At 63.9% G+C, this 23,716-nt stretch carries 33 protein-coding genes; 5 read left to right on the forward strand and 28 right to left on the reverse strand.

Annotated features, from left to right (window positions below; translation table 11 throughout):
• The 28 genes from JAO73_RS10470 to JAO73_RS10605 all read right to left on the reverse strand — a co-directional run bounded on the left by JAO73_RS10470 (position 1) and on the right by JAO73_RS10605 (position 20,438).
• Entirely contained in the window at positions 1 to 315 is a 315-nt protein-coding gene (locus JAO73_RS10470; RefSeq protein ID WP_198976993.1) for a hypothetical protein, read from the reverse strand.
• A complete protein-coding gene (locus JAO73_RS10475) occupies positions 316 to 1,341 on the reverse strand; it encodes a DUF6712 family protein (protein ID WP_198976994.1) in 1,026 nt (341 codons plus the stop codon).
• Positions 1,338 to 2,660, reverse strand: a complete 1,323-nt coding sequence (locus tag JAO73_RS10480) for a hypothetical protein (protein ID WP_198976995.1) — start codon at positions 2,658 to 2,660, stop codon at positions 1,338 to 1,340. Before JAO73_RS10480 ends, JAO73_RS10475 begins: the two co-directional genes overlap by 4 nt.
• A 77-nt stretch (positions 2,661 to 2,737) precedes the next feature.
• Positions 2,738 to 3,064, reverse strand: coding sequence for a hypothetical protein (locus JAO73_RS10485; protein ID WP_198976996.1), 327 nt, complete (start codon positions 3,062 to 3,064; stop codon positions 2,738 to 2,740).
• A 332-nt stretch (positions 3,065 to 3,396) separates the two neighbouring features.
• Positions 3,397 to 5,085 (reverse strand): hypothetical protein, encoded by a 1,689-nt coding sequence (locus JAO73_RS10490; protein ID WP_198976997.1) that lies wholly within the window; start codon positions 5,083 to 5,085, stop codon positions 3,397 to 3,399.
• A complete protein-coding gene (locus JAO73_RS10495; RefSeq protein WP_198976998.1) occupies positions 5,066 to 5,755 on the reverse strand; it encodes a hypothetical protein in 690 nt (229 codons plus the stop codon). Before JAO73_RS10495 ends, JAO73_RS10490 begins: the two co-directional genes overlap by 20 nt.
• Positions 5,733 to 7,013 (reverse strand): DNA modification methylase, encoded by a 1,281-nt coding sequence (locus tag JAO73_RS10500; RefSeq protein ID WP_198976999.1) that lies wholly within the window; start codon positions 7,011 to 7,013, stop codon positions 5,733 to 5,735. The genes JAO73_RS10495 and JAO73_RS10500 overlap by 23 nt, the downstream gene beginning before the upstream one ends.
• Positions 7,010 to 7,618: a hypothetical protein gene (locus tag JAO73_RS10505; RefSeq protein WP_198977000.1), complete on the reverse strand. Its 609-nt coding sequence runs from the start codon at positions 7,616 to 7,618 to the stop codon at positions 7,010 to 7,012. The genes JAO73_RS10500 and JAO73_RS10505 overlap by 4 nt, the downstream gene beginning before the upstream one ends.
• 96 nt (positions 7,619 to 7,714) lie before the next feature.
• Positions 7,715 to 7,966, reverse strand: coding sequence for a hypothetical protein (locus JAO73_RS10510; protein WP_198977001.1), 252 nt, complete (start codon positions 7,964 to 7,966; stop codon positions 7,715 to 7,717).
• 3 nt (positions 7,967 to 7,969) lie between these two features.
• Complete coding sequence (locus JAO73_RS10515) at positions 7,970 to 8,542, reverse strand: hypothetical protein (RefSeq protein ID WP_198977002.1); 573 nt, start codon at positions 8,540 to 8,542, stop codon at positions 7,970 to 7,972.
• Between the two features lie 52 nt (positions 8,543 to 8,594).
• Complete coding sequence (locus tag JAO73_RS10520) at positions 8,595 to 8,969, reverse strand: hypothetical protein (RefSeq protein ID WP_198977003.1); 375 nt, start codon at positions 8,967 to 8,969, stop codon at positions 8,595 to 8,597.
• 90 nt (positions 8,970 to 9,059) lie between these two features.
• A complete protein-coding gene (locus JAO73_RS10525; RefSeq protein WP_198977004.1) occupies positions 9,060 to 10,019 on the reverse strand; it encodes a hypothetical protein in 960 nt (319 codons plus the stop codon).
• A 50-nt stretch (positions 10,020 to 10,069) separates the two neighbouring features.
• Positions 10,070 to 11,359 carry a S49 family peptidase gene (locus tag JAO73_RS10530; protein WP_198977005.1) on the reverse strand — a complete coding sequence of 430 codons (1,290 nt, stop codon included), beginning with the start codon at positions 11,357 to 11,359 and terminating at the stop codon, positions 10,070 to 10,072.
• Positions 11,360 to 11,595: 236 nt separating this feature from the next.
• A complete protein-coding gene (locus JAO73_RS10535; protein WP_198977006.1) occupies positions 11,596 to 12,075 on the reverse strand; it encodes a hypothetical protein in 480 nt (159 codons plus the stop codon).
• 6 nt (positions 12,076 to 12,081) lie between these two features.
• Positions 12,082 to 12,528, reverse strand: a complete 447-nt coding sequence (locus JAO73_RS10540) for a hypothetical protein (RefSeq protein WP_198977007.1) — start codon at positions 12,526 to 12,528, stop codon at positions 12,082 to 12,084.
• A complete protein-coding gene (locus JAO73_RS10545; protein WP_198977008.1) occupies positions 12,529 to 14,511 on the reverse strand; it encodes a hypothetical protein in 1,983 nt (660 codons plus the stop codon). It lies immediately after the preceding gene.
• Positions 14,512 to 14,566: 55 nt separating this feature from the next.
• Positions 14,567 to 15,235, reverse strand: coding sequence for a hypothetical protein (locus JAO73_RS10550; protein ID WP_198977009.1), 669 nt, complete (start codon positions 15,233 to 15,235; stop codon positions 14,567 to 14,569).
• Between the two features lie 61 nt (positions 15,236 to 15,296).
• The gene (locus tag JAO73_RS10555) at positions 15,297 to 15,845 is read right to left on the reverse strand and encodes a hypothetical protein (protein ID WP_198977010.1); all 549 of its coding nucleotides are present in this window, start codon (positions 15,843 to 15,845) and stop codon (positions 15,297 to 15,299) included.
• Positions 15,846 to 15,954: 109 nt separating this feature from the next.
• The gene (locus JAO73_RS10560) at positions 15,955 to 16,305 is read right to left on the reverse strand and encodes a hypothetical protein (protein ID WP_198977011.1); all 351 of its coding nucleotides are present in this window, start codon (positions 16,303 to 16,305) and stop codon (positions 15,955 to 15,957) included.
• On the reverse strand, positions 16,302 to 16,580 hold the full coding sequence (locus tag JAO73_RS10565; protein WP_198977012.1) for a hypothetical protein: 279 nt from the start codon (positions 16,578 to 16,580) through the stop codon (positions 16,302 to 16,304). The genes JAO73_RS10560 and JAO73_RS10565 overlap by 4 nt, the downstream gene beginning before the upstream one ends.
• Positions 16,581 to 16,616: 36 nt before the next feature.
• The gene (locus JAO73_RS10570) at positions 16,617 to 17,996 is read right to left on the reverse strand and encodes a hypothetical protein (protein ID WP_198977013.1); all 1,380 of its coding nucleotides are present in this window, start codon (positions 17,994 to 17,996) and stop codon (positions 16,617 to 16,619) included.
• 191 nt (positions 17,997 to 18,187) lie between these two features.
• Entirely contained in the window at positions 18,188 to 18,373 is a 186-nt protein-coding gene (locus JAO73_RS10575; RefSeq protein WP_198977014.1) for a hypothetical protein, read from the reverse strand.
• Between the two features lie 37 nt (positions 18,374 to 18,410).
• Positions 18,411 to 18,752, reverse strand: a complete 342-nt coding sequence (locus JAO73_RS10580) for a hypothetical protein (RefSeq protein ID WP_198977015.1) — start codon at positions 18,750 to 18,752, stop codon at positions 18,411 to 18,413.
• Between the two features lie 24 nt (positions 18,753 to 18,776).
• Positions 18,777 to 19,190: a hypothetical protein gene (locus JAO73_RS10585; RefSeq protein WP_198977016.1), complete on the reverse strand. Its 414-nt coding sequence runs from the start codon at positions 19,188 to 19,190 to the stop codon at positions 18,777 to 18,779.
• Positions 19,191 to 19,202: 12 nt separating this feature from the next.
• Complete coding sequence (locus JAO73_RS10590; protein ID WP_198977017.1) at positions 19,203 to 19,499, reverse strand: hypothetical protein; 297 nt, start codon at positions 19,497 to 19,499, stop codon at positions 19,203 to 19,205.
• On the reverse strand, positions 19,492 to 19,785 hold the full coding sequence (locus tag JAO73_RS10595; protein ID WP_198977018.1) for a hypothetical protein: 294 nt from the start codon (positions 19,783 to 19,785) through the stop codon (positions 19,492 to 19,494). Before JAO73_RS10595 ends, JAO73_RS10590 begins: the two co-directional genes overlap by 8 nt.
• A gap of 36 nt (positions 19,786 to 19,821) precedes the next feature.
• A complete protein-coding gene (locus tag JAO73_RS10600; protein ID WP_198977019.1) occupies positions 19,822 to 20,196 on the reverse strand; it encodes a hypothetical protein in 375 nt (124 codons plus the stop codon).
• Positions 20,196 to 20,438, reverse strand: coding sequence for a hypothetical protein (locus tag JAO73_RS10605; RefSeq protein ID WP_198977020.1), 243 nt, complete (start codon positions 20,436 to 20,438; stop codon positions 20,196 to 20,198). The genes JAO73_RS10600 and JAO73_RS10605 overlap by 1 nt, the downstream gene beginning before the upstream one ends.
• 194 nt (positions 20,439 to 20,632) lie before the next feature.
• On the opposite strand from JAO73_RS10605, the gene JAO73_RS10610 reads away from it, so the two are divergent.
• The 5 genes from JAO73_RS10610 to JAO73_RS10630 all read left to right on the forward strand — a co-directional run bounded on the left by JAO73_RS10610 (position 20,633) and on the right by JAO73_RS10630 (position 23,589).
• Positions 20,633 to 21,064 (forward strand): hypothetical protein, encoded by a 432-nt coding sequence (locus tag JAO73_RS10610; RefSeq protein WP_198977021.1) that lies wholly within the window; start codon positions 20,633 to 20,635, stop codon positions 21,062 to 21,064.
• Positions 21,065 to 21,082: 18 nt separating this feature from the next.
• Positions 21,083 to 21,673, forward strand: coding sequence for a DUF4468 domain-containing protein (locus JAO73_RS10615; protein ID WP_198977022.1), 591 nt, complete (start codon positions 21,083 to 21,085; stop codon positions 21,671 to 21,673).
• A gap of 121 nt (positions 21,674 to 21,794) precedes the next feature.
• Positions 21,795 to 22,412, forward strand: coding sequence for a hypothetical protein (locus JAO73_RS10620; protein WP_198977023.1), 618 nt, complete (start codon positions 21,795 to 21,797; stop codon positions 22,410 to 22,412).
• 215 nt (positions 22,413 to 22,627) lie between these two features.
• Positions 22,628 to 23,032: a hypothetical protein gene (locus tag JAO73_RS10625; RefSeq protein WP_198977024.1), complete on the forward strand. Its 405-nt coding sequence runs from the start codon at positions 22,628 to 22,630 to the stop codon at positions 23,030 to 23,032.
• Positions 23,033 to 23,106: 74 nt separating this feature from the next.
• Positions 23,107 to 23,589, forward strand: a complete 483-nt coding sequence (locus JAO73_RS10630; protein WP_198977025.1) for a T9SS type B sorting domain-containing protein — start codon at positions 23,107 to 23,109, stop codon at positions 23,587 to 23,589.
• The last annotated feature ends 127 nt before the right edge of the window (positions 23,590 to 23,716 follow it).

Below are 23,716 nucleotides of genomic sequence, written 5' to 3' on the forward strand. Positions count from 1 at the left end.
TTAGGTGCGCGTCCGGGTGAGCGTGCGCAGGTTTTCGATGAGAAAATCGGTGAAGAGGTTTTTCACGGCCGCCACGTCGGAGCCGATTTGGTCGAGGCGTTTTTCGGTGCGGGCTTCGTGCCCATCCATGCGCGACTCCAGGTTCTCAATGCTCTGCTTGTTGGCCACGCCCATGGCGTGGGCCTCCTCTAGCTTTCTGGATTCGCTGGCCTGCTTCTGATTGCCCTTGGCGGTCCAGATGTTGTACCAGGCCGCAGCGCAGCTGGCCGCGCCAAACAGCGCCAGCAGAATGCGTAAAGTCAGGTCCCAATCCATTTAGAAAAAGCGGAAAGAGGGCTTCTCCACCGAGTTTTCCACCTTCGGCCGGGCCGCGGTGGGCGCGGTGTAGGCGGCCGAGTTGTAGTAGGAAATGAAGCGCGTGGGCGAGGCCGTGGTGTTGAGGAAGTGGCGCAGCTGCGTGAGGTACACGTGGCCGTCGGCGAGCGCGCCCTGGGCCTTCATCGTGAGCAGCTGGGCGAAGCTGGCGTCGGCCTCTTTGCCGTTGGCATCGTCGGGGCGGTACATGTTGAGCTCTACCGCGTCGCCGTTGAAAGCCAGGCCGAGGTCGCTGTTCAGGGCTTTGGCCACCACCAGGTGGGCCAGGGCCGGGCGCAGGTACTGCTCCAGCAATTCCCGGTTATCCTCCGTGAGGTCGCGGTCCTTCAGCTGCTCCTTGAGCTCAGCGTAGAGTGCCGGGCCCAGCACCGGCGCCAGCTCGAAGCGCTCCACCTTCCGGAGCGTGGGCAGCAGGGCCAGGTAAGTGAGCCGCGAGTCCTTGATGGCGTAGTGCTCCGAGAACTGCCGGGCCGTGGCCAGGAAGTACTGGTGGCTGACCACCGCGGCCGCCGACGTTCCCCAGGCCGCCAGCGCCGGCTCGTCGATGTTCTTGTCCAAATACTCCAGCACTTCCTCCAGGGCGTTGAAGCCCTTGCGCCGGAAGCTGGCCTTCAGGTCGTTGATTTGCCACTGAAAGGCGGTTTTATCCACCGCCAGGCGGATGCCGCTGTCGCTGATTTGCACCTGCAGCAGCGGCGTGTATTCGACGATGCCCAAGTTGGCCACCGCGCCCTGCACCAGGCGCAGCAGCTCGGCGCGCACGTCGGTGCTGGCGGGGTCGAGCAGCTGCTCGACGACGACGTCGCTCAGCGCCTGGAGCTCGTTGTAGAGGGCCGGGCCCAGCAGCGGGCGCAGGTGCGTGGTTTCGACCAGGCGCAGGTCGGGCGCCAGGTTCTCCAGATCGGTGCCGCTCACGTTCACCCGAACGTGCGCGCAGAATTGCTCGATGGTGCGGATGAAGCTCATTTCGATTGTTGCTGAGCGTCGGCCCCGGGCGCGCTTTTGGCGTCCGGCTGCATGACGAAGGGGTTGAGGAAGCGGAACCGGACGCGCTTGCCGCCCACGGTCCAGTTGTTGTAGCGGGCTATCAGGTTCAGGGGCTCCAGTACCAAATCCAGGTGGAATTGGGCAGTGCTCACGAAGTTGTTGAAGAGCACCCGCGGCTCGGAGCCGCCGCCGGCGCCGTCGCCCATGCCCTTGCCCGGGCTCACGCCCATCAGGCTCGGGGCCACGCCCACGGCCGTGTAGATGTGCGAGCTGGCCTCGGCCGAGTCCTCGATGTAGAGGCCGTCCTTGAGCTTGTCGTCGATGGCCGTAATCTTGAAGGCCTCCACCTCGGTGTTGGTGCGCTTGTCGAGGATGGTGGTGGTCATCACCGTTTTGCCGGCGCCGTTGGTGCCGCTCATCACGTTGTCGAAGGCCGTGAGCTCGTCGTTGATGAGCTGGATTTTCTCCTCCTGCGCCAGGCCTTCCCAGTCGCCGTACTTCCACTCCCAGTAGGCCGAGTGAATCGACACCAGGTACTTTACTGACAACTGGTTCTTGAACAGCGACTTCTTGAACTCCGGAATCGCAGCGGCCACCTCCAGCCAGCCCGAGCGGCGCACCGAGTTCCAGCTGGCCAACTGGTACAGCGCCTTGTCGGGGCTGGGGATGCTCAACGGGTAAATGAACTTGAAGCCATCGGTGCGGGCTTTCAACGCGCCCACGGCATCATAGTAGGGGTCGAGGATGGGCACCTGCACCGCGTACTCGTCGGTGGCCGTGCCGCCGTTGTCCCAGTTGGCGTTGATGACCACGTGCGTGGGCAGCCCGCCCTTTTTGGGCTTGAGGTAGCGCGTCCAGGGCGCCTCTTGGGTCGAGAGGCCGACAATCTTCTGCCGGTTTTTCGACACAATCAGTTCCGGAAACGCGTTGGAAAACGTGTTCACGTCGTGCAGCGCCTCGAAAGCGTAGCGGGCCACGTTGCTGCCCTCCAGAAACTCGTCGATTTCGTCGATTTGCTGGGCCTCGAAAATCTTGGAGCCGTCCTTGTTGACGCCCGTCACGATGCCGTAGACGATGCCCCCGCCGTACATCATGCTGGTTTTGCGCTCCAGCACGCTCGGCAGCACCGTGTTGCGCTCGATGTCTTTGATAACGGCCTGCGGAAAGAGGTTGTCCTCGCCCCAGGGAATGACTTCACCGCCCGAATCCGGCTTTTTCGAGGGGCTGGTGGGCTCCTCCTCCTTCGCGGCGGCACCCTTGCCCGAGCCGCGCAACGCGGCCGCTGAAGCCGCGCTCATGTTCAGCCGAAAGACCGTACCACTCCCTTCCGAGTACGCCAGCGTCGCATCGGTATTTACTACTACTCGGTTCTTTTTCATCCCAACACCACTGTCTGCCCGTTGAACTCCAGCAAGAGCCAGATGTGGATTTTCCGCACCTGGGTACTTGCGCCTTGCACGATGTTGCGCGTGGCGTTCTGGTAGTGGCTGGGCAGCCGGCTCGGGGAGTCACCCGGCGGCACCGGCGCAGGCCGCTGGCCCACGTCGCGCCGCCGGCGCGAGAGCTGGCAATTGTGCCAGACCTCCACTTGCCCTCCGGTTTGGCGGTTCTTGTCAGCCCGCACAAACCGAATACTGAAGCGTTCCTTCCCCTCTTCCATCTGCCGGAGCACCTCCGTCAGCCGCACACTATTCGCTATCATCGAGGGCAAACTTCCCCGCCTGCAGCGCCCGAAAAAAGGACAGCCAAACCGGCGGTGCTTGACCCGAAAATGGCCATTCTCACAGCCAAACCGCCTGGCGGTACCGCGCGGGCCGTTTTTGGCGATTTTCGGAACGGTTTTGTCTCATTTAGTCACAGAACACCCCGACGTGCACTGTTATGATTTTGGCAATTGCCGATGCCGACAAATAGGATATATGACACAAAAAGGCCGTTTCCGGGCTAGAAACGGCCTTTTAACTTATAAAAGGTGGTAGTTGCGTGGCAATTGCCATCGCAGCATGTGTCCGACATCAATGTCGGCCAGTGGACCTACGCACTGACGATGATGAGCCCAGCTGCATGGGGCGTGGCCCGGGCCACGTGCTTGTCGATGCTCAGGAAGTGCAGGTCGACCGTATCGGTGAAGTGGGTGGCCTCCTGACCTGGTACCGTGACCTTCTTCTCGCTGCTCTTGTCCTTGGCAATCTCGCCCCTACTATCCTGCTTGATGGGCGCTAGGCTCATGGCCGTGAGCACGTCCTTGCAGTTGACCTTGTTGAAGCGAATCATCAGCTGGCGCTCATCCTCCTCCCCAAGCAGCTCGTGAGCCAGGTGGTAGCGGTGGGCGTAGCTGGGCACGCGCCCCTGATTGAAGTGGCGCACCTTCCAGCCGTGGCTCTTCAGGCGCTCGGCGAACTGCTGGTTGTAGGTCAGGTCGGCATCGGGCTTGCGGGCATTGCCCCATTCGGTGTCCTCAATGAAGTGAAATTCCTTGCGGATGTGGTACTCGTAGTACTTGCAGTACAGGTCGGCCAGGTCGTTAATCAGCTTCGGGTGTTTCACGTAGCTACCCTTCAGGAAGCGGTACTGGCGCACGTCGGAGTGGATTTGGGCCGTGGTCAAGGTGCTGATTTTCGAGCCCCAGTCGACCGCGCCCCGAATGGGTAGCTCGGTGCGGCAGTCGCCGTCCATGCGCGAATCGTTGGCCTTGAGCTTGCCCAGGTTGAAGTCCAGGCCGGCGATGTAGGCCGTGTTGGGGCACTCCTCGGCGTGGTGGGCCGCCAGGCGCGGGTAGAAGCCCGCCTCCACCGATTTGGGTCGCTGGTTGAGGATTTCAATCAAAAACACGAAGTCCGACAACTCGCGGCGCTGCTCCTCCAGGTAGGGGATGCCGAGGTTGACCAGGTTGTCGAAAATGTTGGCCTCCGAGTAGAGCAACCCTCGAGGGACTTCTTTATTGTTGTGTTTGAGCTTTTTGGGGTTGACGTAGAAGGTAAGTTGGGCCGAAAGCGCCAGAATCTCCTCGTAGAGGGCCATGCGCGTCTTCATCGACCGCGAATCGACGAACTCCAGCTGCAGCTTAATCATCGCGTCGCGGGTGGCCGAAAACGGCTTGCCGTCGCGGTCGTAGTAGGCCGAGTCGTCGAGCAGCCACTTGCCCGTGTCGCCCCAGGGCATGGACGAGAAGAGGAACTTGCCGTGGTGCAGGTCGCAGCCCTTCCACACGTCCTTGTTGCCCCGGTTGGAGGCAATCACGTCGGTGCCGAGCTTCTCGCGGTCGAGCAGCAGGGCCTCGTCGCCGATGTAGCCGTCCAGGTTCAGGCCGCGCGAACTACTGCCGTTGCCGTCCTGGCTGATGAGGTGAAAGCCGGCGCCGGTGTAGAAAATGATGAAGTGGTCGTACTTCACCGGGCGCTGAAACGGCTCGGGCCACCGCCAGGAGGGCGGTGGCTTGCGGCCGATGAAGTAGTGCACGTCCTTGAAGTAGCCGAGCCGCTCCAGGGCGTCAATCGTCGAGGGCAGCGTCCGGGTCAGAATCTGGCCGTAGGTCGAGCCCACGATGCCCCAGCAGCTGCGGGGCATTTTGGTCACGATGAGGTGAATCAGCCAAGCGATGAGCGTGCTCTTGCCGGTGGCCCGGCTCCAGAGGCTCACCGCGCTGGCCAGCTTCGAAATGATGAACCGCAGCTGCGGCCGGTTGAACTTCAGCGGCTTGACGCTAGGTGCTGGGGTCGTCATGGTCCTCTTCCTCCTCGTCATGCTCCCGGGCCTCGCCGAGCAGCTTTTCCATCCCCTCCAGGCTCAAATCGCTGGCTTCCACGGCCTCCACCACCTTGGCGTAGGTTTCGGGCTCTATCTTATTCAGATTGCCCAAATCAATGTTTTTCGTCTCTCCAGTGCCCCCCATGTGGATGGTGAGGTAGAAGTGCCGGTCGCCGAGCACTTCGGGCGTCAGCGCGCTCGAATCCTCCTTGTCCAGGCCTTTGAGCATGGCCATGTTCTTGATGGCCGCGTTCATGGCCTTCAGGTCGGGGTCGGGCTGCTTGAACTCGTTTTTGCGCCCGGCAGCCAGCTGAAAGACCTTCATGGCATACTCGTAGAGGATGTGGCGGATGCCGTCCTTGTAGGAGCGCGTCACGTCGCCAAACAGGCGCATGGCCTCGGTGCACCGCCGGTAAGCCGTGGCCTTCGAGATGCTGTAGCGGCCCATGAGCAGCGGCACGGCCTGCTCCAGCGAGTGGTAGTTCACCAGCAGCCCATGGGCGCCCTCCAGCTCCTCTTTGCGCCGCTTTTCGTCGGCCGTGAGCTTGGCCTCGGCCCCTTCGTTGAGGTAGGAGGCCTTGATGCGGTCCAGCGCCGTTTCGGTGCTGGGCGCGTAGTTCGGGTTAGTAGGCGCTAAGTTCTCCATCGCTCAGTTCTACCCCGTTTCTCGACACCGTGAAGCGCCGGCCGTTTTCGCGCATGAACTTCACCCAGCGGCGCACGTTCACGTCCACGTAGCGCGGGTCGAGCTCCACCACCCGGGCCTGGCGCCCGGTCATCTCACAAGTCACCAGCAGCGAGCCCGAGCCGCTGAAGCCGTCGAACACGATGGCCCCGGGCTTGCTGGAGCACTCGACGAGGTACTGCAGTATCTCGGTGGGCTTCATTGTCGGGTGCTCGGCGTTGCGGCTGGGCCGGTCGAAGTTGAGCACCGTCGTCTGCTTGCGGTCGGAGCACCAGGTGTGGGCCGCCCCCTCCTTCCAGCCATACAAAATGGGCTCGTGCTGCCAGTGGAAGTCCTGGCGGCCCATCACAAAGGCCTGCTTCACCCAGATGAGGCACTGGCTCAGCTTCAGCCCCGCCTCCTGCAGGGCCAGGCGGAAGTTGGCGCCCTCACTGTCGGCGTGGAACACGTAGATGGGCGCCCCCGGGCGCATGAACGCGAAGCAGTTGGTGTAGAAGTCGTACAGGAAGGCCCGGAAGTCCGCGGCGCCCATGTTGTCGTTCTCGATGCGCAGCGCGTCCTTGGTTTTGCCCTCGTAGGCCACGTTGTAGGGCGGGTCGGTGTTCACCAGGTCGATGAGCACGCCCGGGCCCAGGGCGCGCTCGACGACGTCGGCTTCGGTCGACGAGCCGCACACCAAGCGGTGCACCAGCGCCAGGCCTTCGCTCTCGAACTCGTACACGTCGCCCAGCACCGAGATGGGTTCCACCGGCGGCGTGAGGTCCACTTCCGGCTCCTCGGCCGGCAGCGCGTTCAGGAGGTCGAGCTTCAGCGCTTCGAGGCCTCCGAGCAGCGTGGCGTCGCCAAGCGCGCCCAGGTCGATGTCGGCGAAGTTGTCGAGCAGGCTCTGGTAGTCCCAGACGCCGGCGCCGACGTTCGACGTGACGTTGTATTCCTTCACCTCCAGCTCGGTGAGCAGGCGGTTGGGCATGCGCACGTCGATGAGCTCGTCGCCGCGGCCCAGGTCGAGCAGGATGCGCAGGCGCTGGTGGCCGGCCAGCACCACGTTGTCGAGGTTCACGGCCGGCACCTCGGCCAGGTTGAACTTCTGGATGCTGGCCAGCAGGCGGGCCCGGCCGGCCTCCTCGAGGATGCGGGGGTTGTATTCGTAGGGCACCAGCTCACGCACCTGGCGCTTCGCGTTATGCCATTCCAACGGCGTCAAATCAACTTCACTCATGGCTTCAGCTTCGTTTCTAGTACATGGATATCGGCCTCAATCGAGGCCAGGTCAGCGGCCCGGTCGGGCCGTTTTTTCAGTTTGCTGCGTTGGGGCCGCAGGTTGGCCAGCAAGCGACGGATTTCGCCCACGTCGGTGAGCGTGGCCCACTTGTGGCCGGGTTGGGCGTCCGGCTTATCCGCCTTGTCGGCGGCGTAGCTCTGCTGGATGAGGTCGCTCAGGGCCAGGATGCGCAGGGCCATCACGCGCCGCTCCTCGTCGGTGGCCACCACGCCCAGCTGGGCGTGCAGGTGGTTGCGCTCCGCAAACCAGTCGCGGCGCTGCGGGTCGACGGGCACCGGCGCCGTTATCACATGACCGTCACATAAGGAATCGGCCTTCTTGCCTATTTGCGCCGGCTTTTCGGGCACGGAAATCACATAACCGTCACATAAGACCGTGCTCACCAGGGCCTGCAGTTCCCGCACCAGGCGTGCCCGGGTGAAATCGGTTTCACCGCTGGCCAGCAGCTGCCGCACCACCCGGCTGCGGCCGTGCACGTCGTAGAGGGCCACGCCCTCGGCATAGTCCTGCTCGCTCTCCAACCATTCCTCTATCTGCTTCACGCTGCAAACTTTGCGCGTATCTTCACTACCGAAAAGGACAAAAAAAACCGCCGACCTTGCGGCCGGCGGCGAAAAATCCGAGAGTCCCCTTTCCCGTCACACGCCTCCTCGTGCTCTCGTTTTTTTCTTTGCCCTCGCGGGGCCCGTGGTGTCAGCCACGGGCCCCGCCTCGTTTGCGGGCACTTCCTTGCGCTTCAGCCACTCGAAGCCGCCGGGCAACGCCAGCAGCTCCTCGGCCTCGGCCACGCTGATTTGCGTCAGGTCCACGTCGCGGTTCAGCCGCAGCACGTGCAGCTGGGTGACGTGGCTCGTGAGCGCAAACAGGGCGGCTACTTCCGGGCGCAGCATCGCTTAGGGATTGGCCGGCGTGATGATACCCGTCAGCGCCGCAATCGAGCTGCCGTCCTTGAGCACGATGTCGCCCTCGTAGAAGAGGTTGCCGTTCTGGTAGCTCTCGCCCTTGAACGTGTAGCCGCGGCGGCCACCCGAGAGCTTGCCCGAGTCGTAGCTGCCCAGCACCTCGCAGCCCAGGCCGGCGGTGCCCACCTGCTGCACCACGCCGTCGGCGGTTTGCAGCAGCACGATGCACGTCAGGTTCTTCACCGTCCGGTCGAACTCGGCCGCGGCCTTGGTGTTGCCGGGGTTGAAAAACTCAAACGTGGCCTTCTTGCCGCGGCCGTCGCGCTCGCCCACCGGGTCGAGCTTCAGCATGCCCGAGTCGAGCGTGCCGTAGGCCTTGATGAAGCCCTTGCCGGGTTTGAAGGTGTGCGAGCCGTCGACGGTCACCGAGTCGCCCACGGCGTTGGTGCCCTTCACGCCCTTAATCTGGGCAAACCAGTCCTCGGGGGCGAGGTAAATGGTGCTTTTCAAGCCGGGCTGGTTATCTGCGCCCGAAGGGCCCGGCAGGTCAGTCAAATCAGCCATGGTGCTGTTCTCCTTCTAAAAATGTGAAACCATTGCGGAAGCAGCCGGCGGGCTACTTCGACGCGTCTTTCTTGGCTTTGGCGGCCGGCTTCTGCAGCTTCTGCAGGATGCCCGACTTGCCATCCACCAAGGCCTTCACCAAGTCGGCGTTGGTCTTCAGGTCCTTGGCCTCATAGGCCTGGCCTTTGTGCTGGAACTTGGGGCTGAGCACCTTGTATTGCTCCTTGCTGCCGTCCTCGGCCGTGTGGCTCACCACCACGGTCTCGCTCAGCTCCTGGCCGGTTTTGGCGTTTTCCAGCTGCTCGTTGAGCTCGCTGATGAGCTGCGTGGCCTCAGCCGCGTCGGCCTCCAGCTGCTCGATGTGGAGGTCCTGCTCCTGGATGCGGGCCAGAGCCTGCTCGAGCGTGAGTTCTTTTTCTTGTGCCATGGGGCGGAATAATTAACTACGAAGTGGGAAATCCGAAACGTGGCCGGCTCCCTGCAGGGGAGCCGGCCGGCTATTCGATGGAAGTGGCTACTAAGACAGCTCGACGTCGTTGGTGAAGACGATTTCGGGGATGATGAAGCCGATGCCCATCCAGAAGTCCGTGAAGAACTTCAGCAAGCGGTCGACGCTCTCCACCTGGATGGCCGTCTGGTTGGCCATCTTCTTGCGCAGCTGGATGGCGTTGCCCTTGGGCGTGCACCAAATCTTCTGCGTGTTGCGGTGCGAGGGCGCCGGCGCCAGCGTGATGTTGGTGTTGTTGATGGTCAGGCCCAGGGCCCCGCCGCCGGTGTTCTTGCCGTACTTGCGCTCCTGGCCGCGGAGGAAGGCCCGGGCGATGCCCTCCGAGCAGCCGAGCATCATCGGGATGCTCCAGTAGTCCTTGTGGATGCCGTCGGCGAAGGCCTCCATCTGCTCCACCACCGTGTCCGGGGCGGTCGTATCGAACGCGCCCGTGGTGATGGGCGTGATGCGGCCGGCCGTGATGTGGTCGTTGATGGTCTTTTTCAGGCCGTTGAGCGACGTGCCGGCGGCGCCGGGAGTGCCGGCGGTCGGAGCCGCAAACACGCCCTGGAAAATCTCGTTCATCTCGATGTCCTGCTTGATTTGCGGGATGAGATATTCTTCGCAGTACCAGCGCACAAAGGGCCAGGCCTTGCGGTCAATTTCCGGGCCGTCGAGGAAGCCGGCCCACGTGGCCTCGAGCTCGTCGGGGTACTCCTGGGCGTCCACCTTCATCTTGAACTGCTGGATGGCCACGGGCACGAACTGCACGTTGGCCAGCGGGGTGAAGGCCTTCTGGAAGGGCTGCACCACGCGGCTGAAGAGCGTCTTGGCCGCGCGCCAGAGCGTGTCGTCGGTGTTGATGGGCGTGAACAGCGCCTCGGTGCTGGTGGCCGCGCGCAGCAGCTTGTACAGACGGCTCAGGTTCTGGCCGTTGTTCATGTAGTACGACCCGAACTGGGTAACTACGTCGGCAATTTGTAAGGACATCGAAGTCGGCTTAAAATGAAAAAATCAGGTTGAATTCAGGGATAGGGCGTTTAGATTTCGCCCAGCATGCGGTTGTGGATGGCCTCCCAGCCCTTGTCATCGCCGCCCTCGTCGGTGATGTCGGAGCCTTCCTTGCTGGCCGTAGTGGGCAGTTCGCCCGGCTGCTCGCCGAACTCCTTGGCCTGCTCGCGCGCCTCATCGCGCTGGGCTACCAGCTCGGCGATGTCTTTGACGCCGGCGGCGGCCAGGGCATCGGTGTAGCCCTTCGCAGCAGCCTCAGCGGCGTCCACCCGGTCAGCCTTTGCCGTCAGCGCATCGAAGTCGGCCTTGGCAATGAGGGCCGCGCCGGTGATTTCTTTTTCCTCCAATTCGTCGTTGGCGGCCGATACCAAGGCAGCCGTCACGGCCGTGCCCTGTAGGCCGGCCAGAGCGGCGACGGCCGAAAATTTGTTCTTTCCGAACATGGTATTAGAAGTTGATGGTGAATCGATGGGGGTGTCGTCGGCTTCTTCAGCCAACTCCAGGGCGATGCGCACGGCATCGTCGAAGGTGCCCAGCTCGTCGGCCAGGCCCATGTCGATGGTGGCCTGGCCGATGTAGACCAGGCCGCTGAGGATTTCTTTTTCCTGCTTGGCGTTGAGCTTGCCTTCGCGGTTGGCCCGCACGGTACTCATGAAGGCCTCATTAAGGGGGTCGAGCAACTGCTGGCGGATGGCGTCGTACTTGCCCTGCTGGGCCTGGTAGAAGGCCTCGTTTTTGTTGGTGGACGCCGTGGCCCGGATGTCATGGGTTTTGATGCCCATCTTGGCGTAGTACTCGCTGAAGTCGGCCAGGCTAATCATCGTGCCGATGCTGCCAATCATGGCCGTTCGGCCGCTGGCCACTACGCGGTCGGCGCCGCTGATGCTCCAGTAGCCCGCCGAGCAGGCCATTTGGGCGTAGCCGACAAATGGCTTTTGGGTGCCCGCGATGATGCCGGCGAAGTTTTCCAGCCCACTGGTCGAGCCGCCCGGCGTGTTGAAGCGGCCCACGTGGGCCACGATGTTCTCGTGGGCGTCAGCCTGCTGGATGGCACGGCCGATGGAGCGCGTGCCAAGGCTGAAGCACGAGTCTTCTTCCATCATCACGCCCGAAATCGTGTGCACCGCCACCGAGTTGGCCGGAATCTCGTTGAGATTGGCGTAGGGCATCACCCTAAGTGCAGCGGCGTGAGGGGTATAGGCATAAAATGCGCCCGTAGGCTCCACTCCTAGTTCCACCTGCCAGTCCGAGGCCTTGAACTGCCCGGTGAGCAGCTGGGCTACCATGGGCAAATAGTTCTGCGCTGCCGTTTCTTCCATGAAGAAATGGCCTTGTAGAATAGCAGTAAGGATGGGGTTCACGCGCATAGCAGCCAATCGAAGTGGCTACAAAGCTGCCGGTGTGCGAAACCCATAAAAAGGACACGAAAAAGCCCCGCCGGGGAGGGCGGGGCTTCGTGTTCAGGCCAAGGGCCAGGGCTGGCAGGCCACCACGTAGGCCGCGGCCAAAGCCAGCAGCACGGCCCCGCGCAGGTAGGTGGCGAAGGTGTTGCGCACTACTGGCTGAACTTGTTGTAAGGCGGTTGATTGGCGGCGGCCAGCTGGCCCAGCGAAATGTCGGCGATGCTCGTGCCGGGCTTATGCAGCAACTTTTCCAGCCAGTCGCCCTGCAGCTCCATCTGGCGCGGGTCGGCCTCCACGCGGGCCAGCCACGCGGCCAGGGGCTCCTCGGTGGGCAGGCCCACGTTGTCGCGGTTGAGCCACACTTCGCCCGTCGTGGGGTCGACGGCGCTGTTGTTGTCGCCGTGCAGCAGCACGTCGGGCACTTGCACGGTGGCCAGGTGCACGCCGGGCTGGCCGTTGTCGTTTGCTTGCAGCAGCAGGCGGTTGGTTTGCACCACTGAGAGTTCGGCGGTGTCGGGGTCCCATTCCAGCACGATGCGGCGCACGACGGCGGTTTGTTTAATCAGCCCGTTGGTGCCGGCTTTGTCGGCCACGGGCAGGGAAAGGAACTGGCGGGGGGTACGCGTGAGCATGGCGGCTTAGGTGGTGGTGAAGGTGATGCGGTCGGCGAACAGGGCGTGGGAGGGGTTGGCGTCGGTGCTGGTCAGGCGCACGACGTCGCCGCCGGTCAGCCCGGGGAGTTCGGCGTACACCATCTGCCCGCTGCCCGCGCTGTACTGCACGCCGGTGGTGAAGGGGTTGCCGTTGAGCGTCACGGCGTAGGTGGCGCCCGACGTGATGTCGATGCCGGCAAACACCACGCGGGTGTAGCCGGCGGGCACGGTGATTTCGTACCAGGCGCCTTGCGTCTGGTTGTACTTGCCCTGACCATCGTAGTAGGCGCTGAAGAACTCCGAGTTCCAGGTGCCCGGGCCGCCGTAGCGGATGGCCGGGTCCTGCTCGGTGAGCACCACGGTGGGCGGCAGGCTCACGGCGGCGGAGGGGAAGGCCGTGCGGCTGGCCATGGGGGGAAACTGAATGTTCATCTAGGTAAGGGCGATGATGGCGGTGGAGGGGTTGGCCGCGATGGTGGGCAGGTGCTTCCAGTAGAGGTTGGTGCCTTCGCTTATCTGGGTCGGCGTCAGGGCGGCCAGTTGGGCGTTGATTTGGGCCCGCGTCTGGTCCGGCGCGCCGTACACGCGGCTGGTGCGGGTGTTGGTGTCGAGCTGGTACGTCAGGCCGCTCACGTTGGCGTCGAGGATTTCGGCCGTGATTTGGAAGCTGGCTACCACCGGCACTTTGCCCACGCGGGCGGGGTCCGCGCTTTCCAGCACGAGGTAGGTGGTGCTGGCCGGGGCGGTGGTGGTTCCCCCGCCGCCGGCGCTGCGGGTTACCAGGCGCCAGGAAATGCCCGAACCGGCAGAATCCAGCGTGTAGGTGTCGGGGTAGGTCCACGAGAGCACCACCGACTCGCCCGGCTGCCAGTCGAGCGGGCGGGAAGTGCCCGGGCCCAGGTAGAGCGTGGTGGGGGCGGCGTTGCTGGCCAGGCGCAGGCGGATGGGCTGGCCCACGAAGAAACTGCTGTCGCTGGGCGGCAGCAGGCGCAGCACGTTGCTTTCCGCGGCGGCGGCGGCGGCGGTCACGAAGTAGGCCGTGTTCAGCGCGAGCGCCACGCCGCGCAGGTTCGGGTTGCTGCCGCTGCTGGCCGGCAGCAGGGTTTCGTTCACCAGCGACACCACGCCGAACGCGTTCAGTTGGGTGTTGAGCCACGCGGGCAGGCCCAGGTTGGCAATGGCCGCGGCGGGGCTGGGCAGGTCGCTCAGGTTGTTGGCCTTCAGCGCAGCGGCCAACAGCACGTCCTGCCCGGGCAAGTAGCGGAAATCAGCCAGCCGGTTGTAAAACGTCAGGCTCACGCTGCTGCTGCTGCCGATGTCGTTCTTGGGCTGGTAGAGGCCGGTGCCGATGCCGCCGATGAGCAGGTACACCCGGTTGGCGTAGACCGGGCCGGCCTTCCACACCTCCACCTTGCCGGTGAACAACATATTCACGGCATCCGAGGCGCTGGTGAGTCCCGCCTGCACCGCTTCGATGTCCGAGTCGCTTATCGTGTTGGTGTCCAGGCTGTAGTTTTTGCGCGTCCAGAGGCCGTCGGCGGGGTCCTGCCACTGCACCTCCCGCGCGAATGCGCCGGGGAGGTTGGTGGCCTGGTCGGTGGGCAGGCCGTAGGTTTCCACGTCGCCCAGCACGCCCCGCAGGATGCGGTAGCGAATCGGCTGCACGTCGTTGGGGTCCAGCGCCCGCGCTTCGGCGACGCTGAGCACGCGCGGCTGCTGCTGCCCAATCAACTGCCGCAACTGCGTGTCGTCGTAGCCCGTGGAGGCGGTGAGCGGCGCAAACGGTTTGTAGTAGGGGTCCGAGTCCAGCCCGGTGGGCAGCGGGTTCTGAAACTGGTTGAGGTCATTGCGCACCTCCACCAGGCGCGTAACCGGCGGCACCAGGTCCACGAACGTGTACTGGTACACGTCGCCGGCATCGAGGGCCGCATCCTCCAAGGGCAGCACCGGGTAGCTCAGGGTCTTTTCGTCGTCGGTGCCGCTGGTTTGCACCCAGGCCGCTTTCACGGTGGTCGTGGTGGTGGGCTCGGTGTCGACGAGCGCCGCCACTGGGCCCTGGCCGTTCTTGAGCAGCGTGAAGTACACCGGCGGCGCCGTCACGCCGGCCTGGCCCGTGGCCGAGTCCACGCCGTTCACGGCCACGGCCTGCATGCCCAGGATGCGGTAGTTCTCGGGCACCAGGCCCAGGTTGTCGGTGTAGGGCACCGGGTAGGTCGCCCCCTTCACCCGCTTCACGCTCAGGTGGGGCCAGTTGGCAAACACCTGGGCGGCGCCGGCGAACACCTCCCGAAAATCCAGCTCCGTGGTCTGGCCAAACTTGTTGTCGGCAAAGCGCTGGTTGACGTCCGCCAGCCAGGTCTCGACGGTGGGGATGAGCGCGGCTTGCGTGGGAACCGGGGTATTAGAAGCTGCCATGGCCGCAAAGGTGAACGGCCCCCCAACCCTTCAAAAGGACGCCAGTGGGCAACCATCAGGCCCGCTGCAGCCGCACGTCCGTCCGGAACGGCCCTTCGATAATCAGGTCGTACCCCAGCGGCACCACCTGCAGCAGCCGGCCCTGGCCATCCAGCACGCGGATGTTGCCGGTCGGCACCACGGCGCCGGCGTCCTGGCCGTCCACCGGCAGCGCCCCCGCGTAGAACGGCGCCAGGCCGGTGGTGAGCCCGCTCAGCGTCACGTCGAGCCCGGCCCGGGTGCCCGGGTGCTGGCCCTGGCTGCCGGTGAGCAGGCGCAACGGCTCCTCGGGACTGCCCACCACGCGCAGCTGGCCGTCGGCCTGGCGCACGAGCAGCACCACCGGCCGACGCTCCAGCGCGGCCACGCCGTCGAGCACGTTGGGCGCGGGCTGCGGCCGCTCGGCCTGGAGCTTGGCCTGGTAGAGGCTGCCGTGGCGCGACTCCTTGGGCGACTCCGTGAACTTGATGGTGTGGGCCGTGAGCGGCAGCAGCTGCCAGGCGAAGCCGGGCCGCGACTCCAGGTTGCCCACCACGCGGCCGCCGGCCACGGCGAAGGGCCGCAGCCCATCAGCCCAGTGGTAGTACACCTGGGTGTAGCCCACCACCTGGGTGAGGGGCGCCTGGTGCAGGTCGAGCACCTGGGCAGTGCTGGCGCCGGTCGAAAGTGGGGTGGTTTGGGCCAATGGACAAACGGTAAAAAATTCTGGACAAACGCTAGGCGAAAATGGACAAACGATTGGGGCCTCAGGCGGCGGGCCGGGCGGTCACCGGAATCGGGGGCGGCGTGGCCAACAGCGCTTTTTTCAGGTCCTTCAGCTGGCGGGTGGGCGTCAGGTGCGGGGCCCGCTTCTTTTTGGCTTTGCGGTCGGCCGCGAAGCGCCGCCAGGACTTGAGCAGCGTGTCGTACTTGATGTCCTGCTCCTCAAAGTCGTACTTAGCCATGAACTGCTCCACGGCATACTTTTCAATCTGGCCGTGGTCGGTGGCCAGGTCGACGAAGCTGTGCAAATCGGCGCGCATCATCTCGTGGGCGAAGTTGTTGAACTCGTACACCGTTTTGCCGGTCAGCTCCTTGAGCCCGTGCTTGCCGGCGTACGCGCCCAGGTGCAGGGTGAACACGCCCTTGTACTCCTCGAGCACGTCGTCGCGCCGGGCATCGTGCACCGGCCGGCGCAGCAGCTGGAACAGCAGGATGCCGTAGGGGTCGCTGACCGACAAGAAGTAGCGCTCTCCCAAGTGATACTGCAGAAACTTAACGAGGTGGGGCCGAACGGGAATGTCGATGTGGTCCAAGGAGGCGCGGATAGAAATGGAATCGTCTCAAACTTAGAATGCTGGTGACCCGGTTCAAAGTACGGGGCAGCAGCGGGCGGCAGGCGGCAAGGGCGTGGAACCAGGGCGCTCAGGTGAAGCGCATCAGGTGCGCCAGGTTGAGGGACTTTTGCTGCACCTTGCCCAGCGGCACCCGGGCCGTGGTGGCCACGGGCACCACGTACAGCATCAGGGCAATCAGTTCATCGTGCGGCAAGCGAAACCGGCGCGGCCGGCGCGGGGGCAGGCCCACGTGGGTTTCCTCGGCGAGGGCCACCCGGCACAGGCGCCGGCGCAGGCGCTCGAGCGGCGCCCAGGCCAGCACCAGCGCGGCCGGGGGCGGCGCGGCGTGGCGCTGCCCGGCTTCGAGCACGGCGGCGGCCAGCGCCCGCGCTTCCCCGCGGTGCAGCTCCACGACCTGGTCGAGGTGGGGCAGCCTCACGCCACCCACCCCTTCTGCGAGAGAAACTTGTGAATCTCCTCGTCGCGCTCCAGGTCGATGATGACGGCGCTGGCCACGAGCTGCGGCCCCCACTTGTCAATCATGCGCTTGAGGCCTTCGATGCCGTACTGGCGGGGGTTGGCCACGGGGCGGTTGAAGTAGAGCTCGCGGGCGAAGAAGGTGCGCCCGGCCTGGCCCGGGCCGGAGATGAAGTACACCAGGGCTTTGGTGTGGGGTTGCTGGCGCTGCCAGCTGGCGGTAAGCGGCGTAGACATGGGAAAAGGAAATGAGTGTGGGGCAGGCGGGAATGGTTAGGCCGTGGCGGGCCGGGCAAAGTGCTGGTAGAAGCGCTCGAGGGCCGGCAGGCCCAGCCGGCGCAGCTTCTCTTCGTGGTAGCGGTAGAGCTCGAGGGTGGTTTTGGCCTGGGCCCGCTTGGGGGCCGTGCCCAGCGCGTGCTGGCGCAGCTCGCGGCGGGCCCGGCGCAGCGCGTCGGCCAGGGCGCGCTGGCCGCGGTGGGCCAGGTGGGTGGCGTACCAGGCCATGGTACCGGCAAAGCCCTTCTGGTTGGCGGCGTCGAAGTAGCCCTTGCCGGCCACGTGCTCGGCGTAGGGCAGGGGCGGGTACTTGTGGGGGTTGCGGGCGAAGTAGCCGGCGGCTAGGCCCAGGCGCTCAAGGGCCTGCTCGTGGTAGCGTTCCTGCTGGTGCAGGGGCCAGTCGGTCGGGAAGCCGCCGTACACCCCGAAGTAGATGGCGTTGCAGGCCAGGCGCCCCTGCTCCTCGGTAAACGTTTGGTTTATCGGGGCATATAATTCGCGTTGGGCGGCCCACCAGAATTCTAATACCATGTCCCGCTGGCGTTTGGCGACCACCGTTTTGGGCCCGTCCGGGGCCGCAGGCGCCTTTTTGGGCTCGGAAGGCCCGACGTTGTTATTCGCGCGCCCAGTGCCCTGTTTCGTCGCTTGCGCGGCCTCCACCGGGCGGGCCGGCTGCCCCGTGTAGCCTGACGGTGTAGCCTGAGTGCTTACCGGCGGCGTCTGGCCCCGTTGCGCAGCGCATTTATCCACCTGGCCGGTTTCTATTTCAGTAGCTTGAATGGGTTCATGAACTCCTTTAGGCGGAAAGTTTGTGCCGGTTGGCGGCTGAAGCGCCAATTTTCCGGCGCATTGAAAAGGCGCTTTTTCGGCCGGCTGGGCCGGTTTTGCACCGGCTTCCCACAGGAATTGCGGGCTTATCCACACGTGGTAGTCGCGCTGGCGGCCGCGGAACTGCACCCGGGTCACGATGCCGGCGCGCTGCATCTCGGCCAGGTGGTTGCGCACCGTGCGCCCGGCCACGCGCTTGCCGCGCACGCTCGTGCGGCACAGGGCCTCGCTGTTGGTGGCCACCGGCGGCGGGGTGGGGTCGGCCTCGGCGTCGGCCTCGAGGCGAAGCAGCGGCACCTGGCGCACCTCCCCCACCGCTTTCAGGGCGAGGCGAATCAGGGCCCAGGCCGTCTTTTCGGCCCCGTCGGAGAGGATGCTGCCGCGCACGGCGTAGTGCTCGACGCGCGCCGGCACCACGGTGCCGTCGGCGAGGGTGCGGGCCTTGAGCGTGCGGGTGCGCCAGGTTTTGGGCAGCTGGGCGCCGCGCTGCTCGATGTACTCGGACAGGGCCACGCGGGCTTTGGAGGGGCAATACGGGGGTGGCAACATTCTCGGGAACGTGCGGGGGTGAGGAAGGGGGAAATGGCAAACGGGTGGCGGCGCCGGGGGCCAGGGGCTGTCATCCCTGCCCCCCAAGCGGCCGCCGGGTAGCGTTTCGGCTAGCCCAGTGCTCCCCGACCGGCTCCGACGCCGGGGGCCTGCTCCACGCAGGTGCCCTTCGGTGGGCTCGGGGAAAATACTTACTGCGCCCCGGGGCCGTCGTCCGGGGTGAAGTGGGTGATGGCCCGCGGGGGCGGGTCGGGCGCCGCGCGGTCGAGCTCGGCGCTGATGAGCCAGCGGATGGTGAGCACGGCCTTCTGGCCGGCCTTGTCCGCCGGGCGCTGCCGGTTGAGCCACTGCAGCAGCTCGGCCGGCGGGGTGAACATGCCCGGCCAGCCCGGCCGGTCCGCGGGCGGCAGCGGCTCAGCCATTGTCCTCCCCTCCTTTCCCCAGCCCCAGCGTGGCGTTCACCGCCCGCAGACGCGCGTGCAGCGCATCCACGTCGGCCTTGAGGCCGTTCTCGCGGCCGGCGTCGGGGGCGAAGTGCCCGCTGAGGAAGCAGCCCAGCTCGTGCTCGGCCCGGGCGATGGAGTCGAGCAGCTCCGCGCGCTCGACGCGCAGGGCCTGCCGGCGCAGCGGGTCCGGGGCGGGCAGCCGCGAGAGCGGCAGCAGGCGCACCGGGCGCTGCAGGTTCTGGCCCAGGGCCAGGGCGAAGCCCGCCAGCCCTTGGTCGGCGGGGTTCGAAGTGTAGACGTTGATGAACATGCGGAGAAAGGGGAAAAAGTGGCGTCAGGAAGCCAGGCGCAGGGCCGTGGGGTCGTCGTCGGGCCCGGGGCGCGGCGGAGCGGCCGGGCGCACGGCCTCGGGGGCAGCCAGCACCGGTGCCGGCAGCGAGGCCAAGTCGAAGGCCTCGCCGCGCTCGTAGGCCAGCAGTGCGGGCCAGGGAATGCGGGCCTCGGAGGTGAAGTAGTAGGCCTGGAGCTTGATGGGCTGGCCCGCGCGGCCGCGCTTGCCGGTTTTGAGCCAGCGGCGCACGGTGGCCACGTCCACGTCGCAGACGGCGGCGAGCTTGGCGATGCTGTAGAGCACTACCTCGCCCCTATCGGCCGGCGCGGCGGCGCCGGGCAGGGCCTCCACGCGGGAGAGCAGGGCGCGGGCCCACTGGTCGAACAAGCCCACGGTCAGCAAATCGGCGGCAGTCATGGCAGAGGGGGATTAGGCAGCTTGGGATTCTTCCGGCAACAGGAGCTGGTAGTCGCGGCGGCAGTCGGTCCAGTCGATTTCGCGGATGCCGGCGGGCAGGGGCTTGACGAGCCACACCTCCCCGGCCGTGCGGTTTTCTTCCTGGGCCGAGCGCAGGGCCAGCGGCATCGAGCCGTTGACGTACACCGTGAAGTGGCCGGCCTGGTAGCAGTAGCCCAGGATGGGTTCGACCAGGGCCGCGCCCTCGGGCAGCGCGTCGAGGCGCAGGCGCTTGCCGGTGCGCGCGTCGGTGAGCGAGACCTTAGGCACGGGAGTAAGCCTGGCTGGTGAGCAACGGCGCCGGGGTGCGGCTGCCCACCAGGCCCCGGTGGCGGGCGCGGCGGCGGGCCTCGCCGGCCAGCACCAGCGGCACTTCTTCGGCAAAGCGCGGGTGCTCGTTCACGAGCTCGGTGCCCCGGCGCTCCAGCTCGTCGAGCGGCACGAGCTTGACCAGCGGCTCGGGCAGGTGCGTGGTCACCAGCTCGTGCATGTCGCGCATGCAGGGCAGTTTGGCGGGGGCGGCCAGCGGGGCCGGCGGGTCGGTGTTGAGGTGCATAAAACTGAGATTGAAGGGTTGGTGAAAGGATAGATTTTAGTAGTCGGTGGGAGCTGGCACCAGCTTGGCCAGGGTGCGGGCGTTGGCGTAGCGCACGTTGCCGAGCAGCAGCTGGCGCGCCTCTTGGAGGCGGCGCACGTGCTGGGCCGTGAAGAGGGTTTCGGGCTGGAGCTGGCCGGGGTAGCGCACCGTGAGCCAGCAGGTGGCGCTCGGCACCGGGCCGGCCACCCAGGCGTAGTCGAGCTGGAACCGCTCGCCCTGGGGGCCCAGCCAGTGGGCGGCCACGGTGGCGGTGGCGGGGCGCGCCTGCTCGGCGGCCGTGAAGCCCTGGGCGCGCAGCCACGCGGCCAGTGGCACGGAGAGGTCGCGCGGGCCACTGGGGGCCGTGGCGTAGAGGGCCGGCGCTTCCATTACAGGCCCAGCGGAACGGCGGCGGGGGCCGGCAGCAGCTCGGCCGGAATCTGGTACTTGGGCAGGCCGTAGCCCACTAGCGCCACCAGGTGCTCCAGGTTCATCACCCGGCCGATACGCACGTTGTTGAGCATGGAGGTTTTGGCCTCGTAGCCGTCGCGCACGGCGGTATCGACGGCGCTGCTGGGCAATTCCTCGATGACGATGGACAGCAGCCGCAGGTATTTCTGACGCTCAGTCATGATTTGTGTTTGGCACAATTCATCCGGCATGCGCTTACTTGCGCTCGCTCAGTACTGTACACACCACAAACATACGGGCGTTTATTCAAAAGAGATTAATCTCTTTTGATAAAATCAGAAAAGATTAACCCAAAGTGAGCAAAGGAGCTATTAATCAGAGACTAAAATTTCTAGTCGAGAGCCTATCCACTAGCGTGAGGGCTTTTAGTGAGGCTATTGGTGACAGCTCAAGCAACACCAACAACTACATAGGCTCAAGGCAAACAGAGCCAAAGCCAGAATATTTATCTAAAGTGGTTAATCATTTTAGAACTGTAAATGCCCACTGGCTGCTGACTGGTGAAGGTGAACCTTTCCTTTCTTACCCACAAACCGGCACCACGCAGACCGGATATTTTAACCAAGCTGGCTCGGGCAACAAGCAGTCGATAAAGGGCAGCAAAGGGAAAATCCAAGCTGGCAGCGACGGCACCAACGTGGCCTTGGAGAACTGCCAGCGCGACCTTGCCGCGGCCACCAAGGAAATAGAGTCCCTGCGCCAGCAGCTCACGATGGCCCAGGCCCTGCTGGAGGCCAAGGAAGAAACGCTCAGCCTGCTGCGCAGCCAGTACAATCGACCGAACTAACCTCACCGACCTAATTTCATGAAGCACCTCTTACTCCTAATTGCCCTCTTGGCCGCGGTTCCCGAGCTCTACGCCCAAAAGCCGAAAGCAACGGAAGCTGCCGCGACGCTGCCGGTGGACCCCGACACCAAGCAAGTGAGCTACAGCGCCGTAGTCGAAGCGCCCAGCACCACCAAGGACCAGCTCTACGAGCGAGCCCTGGAGTGGATGACCAAGACCTATCAGTCGGACAACGACGTGGTGCAAATCAAGGACAAGCAGCAAGGCAAGCTCGTCGCCAAAGGCTACACCACCCTGACCCAAGCGTCCGGCAGCGTCGGCATGGCCATGTTCGGCGTCATGCCCACCCCCGCCCTCTTCCTTGAGCAGACCCATACCTTGTACCTGAAGGACGGTCGCTACAAGTACGTGCTGACGGACTTGGCTCTCAAATCCGCTAACTCGAGAGACCTCACCCGCTACCCGCTCGATGCCAGCAAAGTGCCTCTAGGCTTTACCAAGAAGTCGTGGGCCGCGGCCCTGACGAAAGCAGACGAAGAGGTAAAAGCCAGGATTGCCAGCCTCAACCAAGCTATGCTGGTCAACGGCAAAAACCCGAGCGATTTCTAAGCCGCCACTTAGAAACCGTAGCCTCCGGCGCGGGGGCGTGTCTAATGCATCACCAGCTGCTTTCGCTGCTGGGCAGCCAGTTTAACCGACCGAATTAATCCACCATCCTTTTTGCGCACCCATGAAAAATTGCCTGCTTCTATTTGCCCTGTTTGGGGCTGCCCCACTGGCCCATGCGCAACAGGAGAAGTCCCTGACAGGCAAAGCCAAGGCTGACTCATTGAGCGCTGAAATCAGATGGGAATCGGAGAGAATACGAGAGAGTATGCTCCTGCGCACGAAGTACGCCAAGACACCCGATGCTGGCGGCAACGCTAAACTCGAAGCAAAGAACGGGTTTCGCACATTTCGACTCGGCGATGATATTTCTAAATACCCTTTACTCGTCAAACGAGCAGAAGTCGGCGAGTTGAAGTACTACCGAAATCCCAACGAGAACAGACAGATTGTAAAAAAACAAGCCAAGTACATCACGTACTGCTTTTACAAAGGCAAGCTCTACCATGTGAAAATTCAGATGGCTGAAAAAGAAGACAGCGAGGATTTGTTGATGTCATTTGTTCTGGAGTATGGCAATGCAAGTTTTAGCCATAAGCAGCTCCCTTGGTTTTACTGGTACAGCAACCCCGCAACGATAGCGTTCAATTCACATTCTACAAAATCGACGGCGGAGGCAATCATCTTTTCCAATGCCATTTACACGCAAAAGGCAAATGATGCGGAAGAGGTTGGAAAATAAGCTGGCATTGGCTTGTACGCTTCGCCCCTCCGTTGCAAATCGTGCTGAAGTAACCGCTGCTGCTGGAGGGGAATAGAAAGCAATCGGCAGTCCCAGCTTGAGGGTATGCCTCATGTAACTCAGGATGCTGTCGCTGCTGGGCAGCCAGTTCAACCGCCCAACCTAACCAACTACCCATGTTTCCACATCGACTCCCCGCCACATGCTTAGCCGCCGTGCTGCTGCTCAGCACCCTAGGCTGCTCTAAAAAGGCTGACTCACCGCCCCCTGCGATGGCTGCGCTGGAAGGAAGTTGGAATCCCACTCAATCCGTAGCGACCACTTACAACAATGCTGGCGTGCAAATAGACCAGCAGACCTACAATAACCCACCAGGGAACACCAACTATACCACCTTTACCAGCACGACCATGCAGCTATTTACGAGCGGTGGGGTTGGTGTAACTGGGCCACAACCTTATACGCGTTCGGGCAATACGCTCACTTTTGAGCCCTCAAACCCGCTTCCGCCTTACACCATCAGGCAACTCACTGCCACGGAACTCACGCTTTTTCAGGTAGTGCCTGGCAGCTTTCAAAAAGGCCATACTGACTACGAAACGCATTACACCAGACGCTGAGCAGTCATAGGTATCTCCAGACCCTGTAGTTGCTGCGCAGCCAGTTCAACCGCCCCAATTACCTGATTCTACCCATGAAACACCTGTACTTTGCCTCCCTCCTGCTTTGCCTTGTCGGGTGCAGCAAAAAAGACGATGCCAAAAGTACGTGCTGCACCGGCCCGGGCCCGCAAATCGTCAGCCCGCACCCCAACCTGCAATTCACGGTTCCCAACGTCATCACCCCCAATGGCGACAACCGCAACGACTTGTTTTTCCCCTTTGCGGTAGACAAGAACAGCACGGCCATCCCCAAACCGCTGGTAACCTTTGCCAGCCAGAGCCTGAAAGTATTCAGGCTGAGCGGCGGCTCGCCCGTCTTTATCAGTACCAGCCCGCAAAACCGGTTTGGTGGCCGCGACGATAGCGGTGCCGACCTTTCCGAGGGCTCCTACCGCTACGAGTTGCAACTTGACGACAACACCATCACCGGCAACCTCTGCATCGTGCGCCAGCAAAAAAACTGCGACTGCATCCCCATCGATTTAGGCGACCAATTGCTGGAAAACTGCCGGTAGCGCCATTTCCAGCTACGCATAGCCTCCGGTGCTGGGGGATGTCTGCTGTATTTCCAGTTGCTTTTGCTGCTGCGCAGCCCGTTCAACCGGCCGGGTTGAAGCTCATATTACCCATGCGCTATCCCCC

The sequence above is a fragment of the Hymenobacter miniatus genome (assembly GCF_016427455.1).
Taxonomy (GTDB): domain Bacteria; phylum Bacteroidota; class Bacteroidia; order Cytophagales; family Hymenobacteraceae; genus Hymenobacter; species Hymenobacter armeniacus.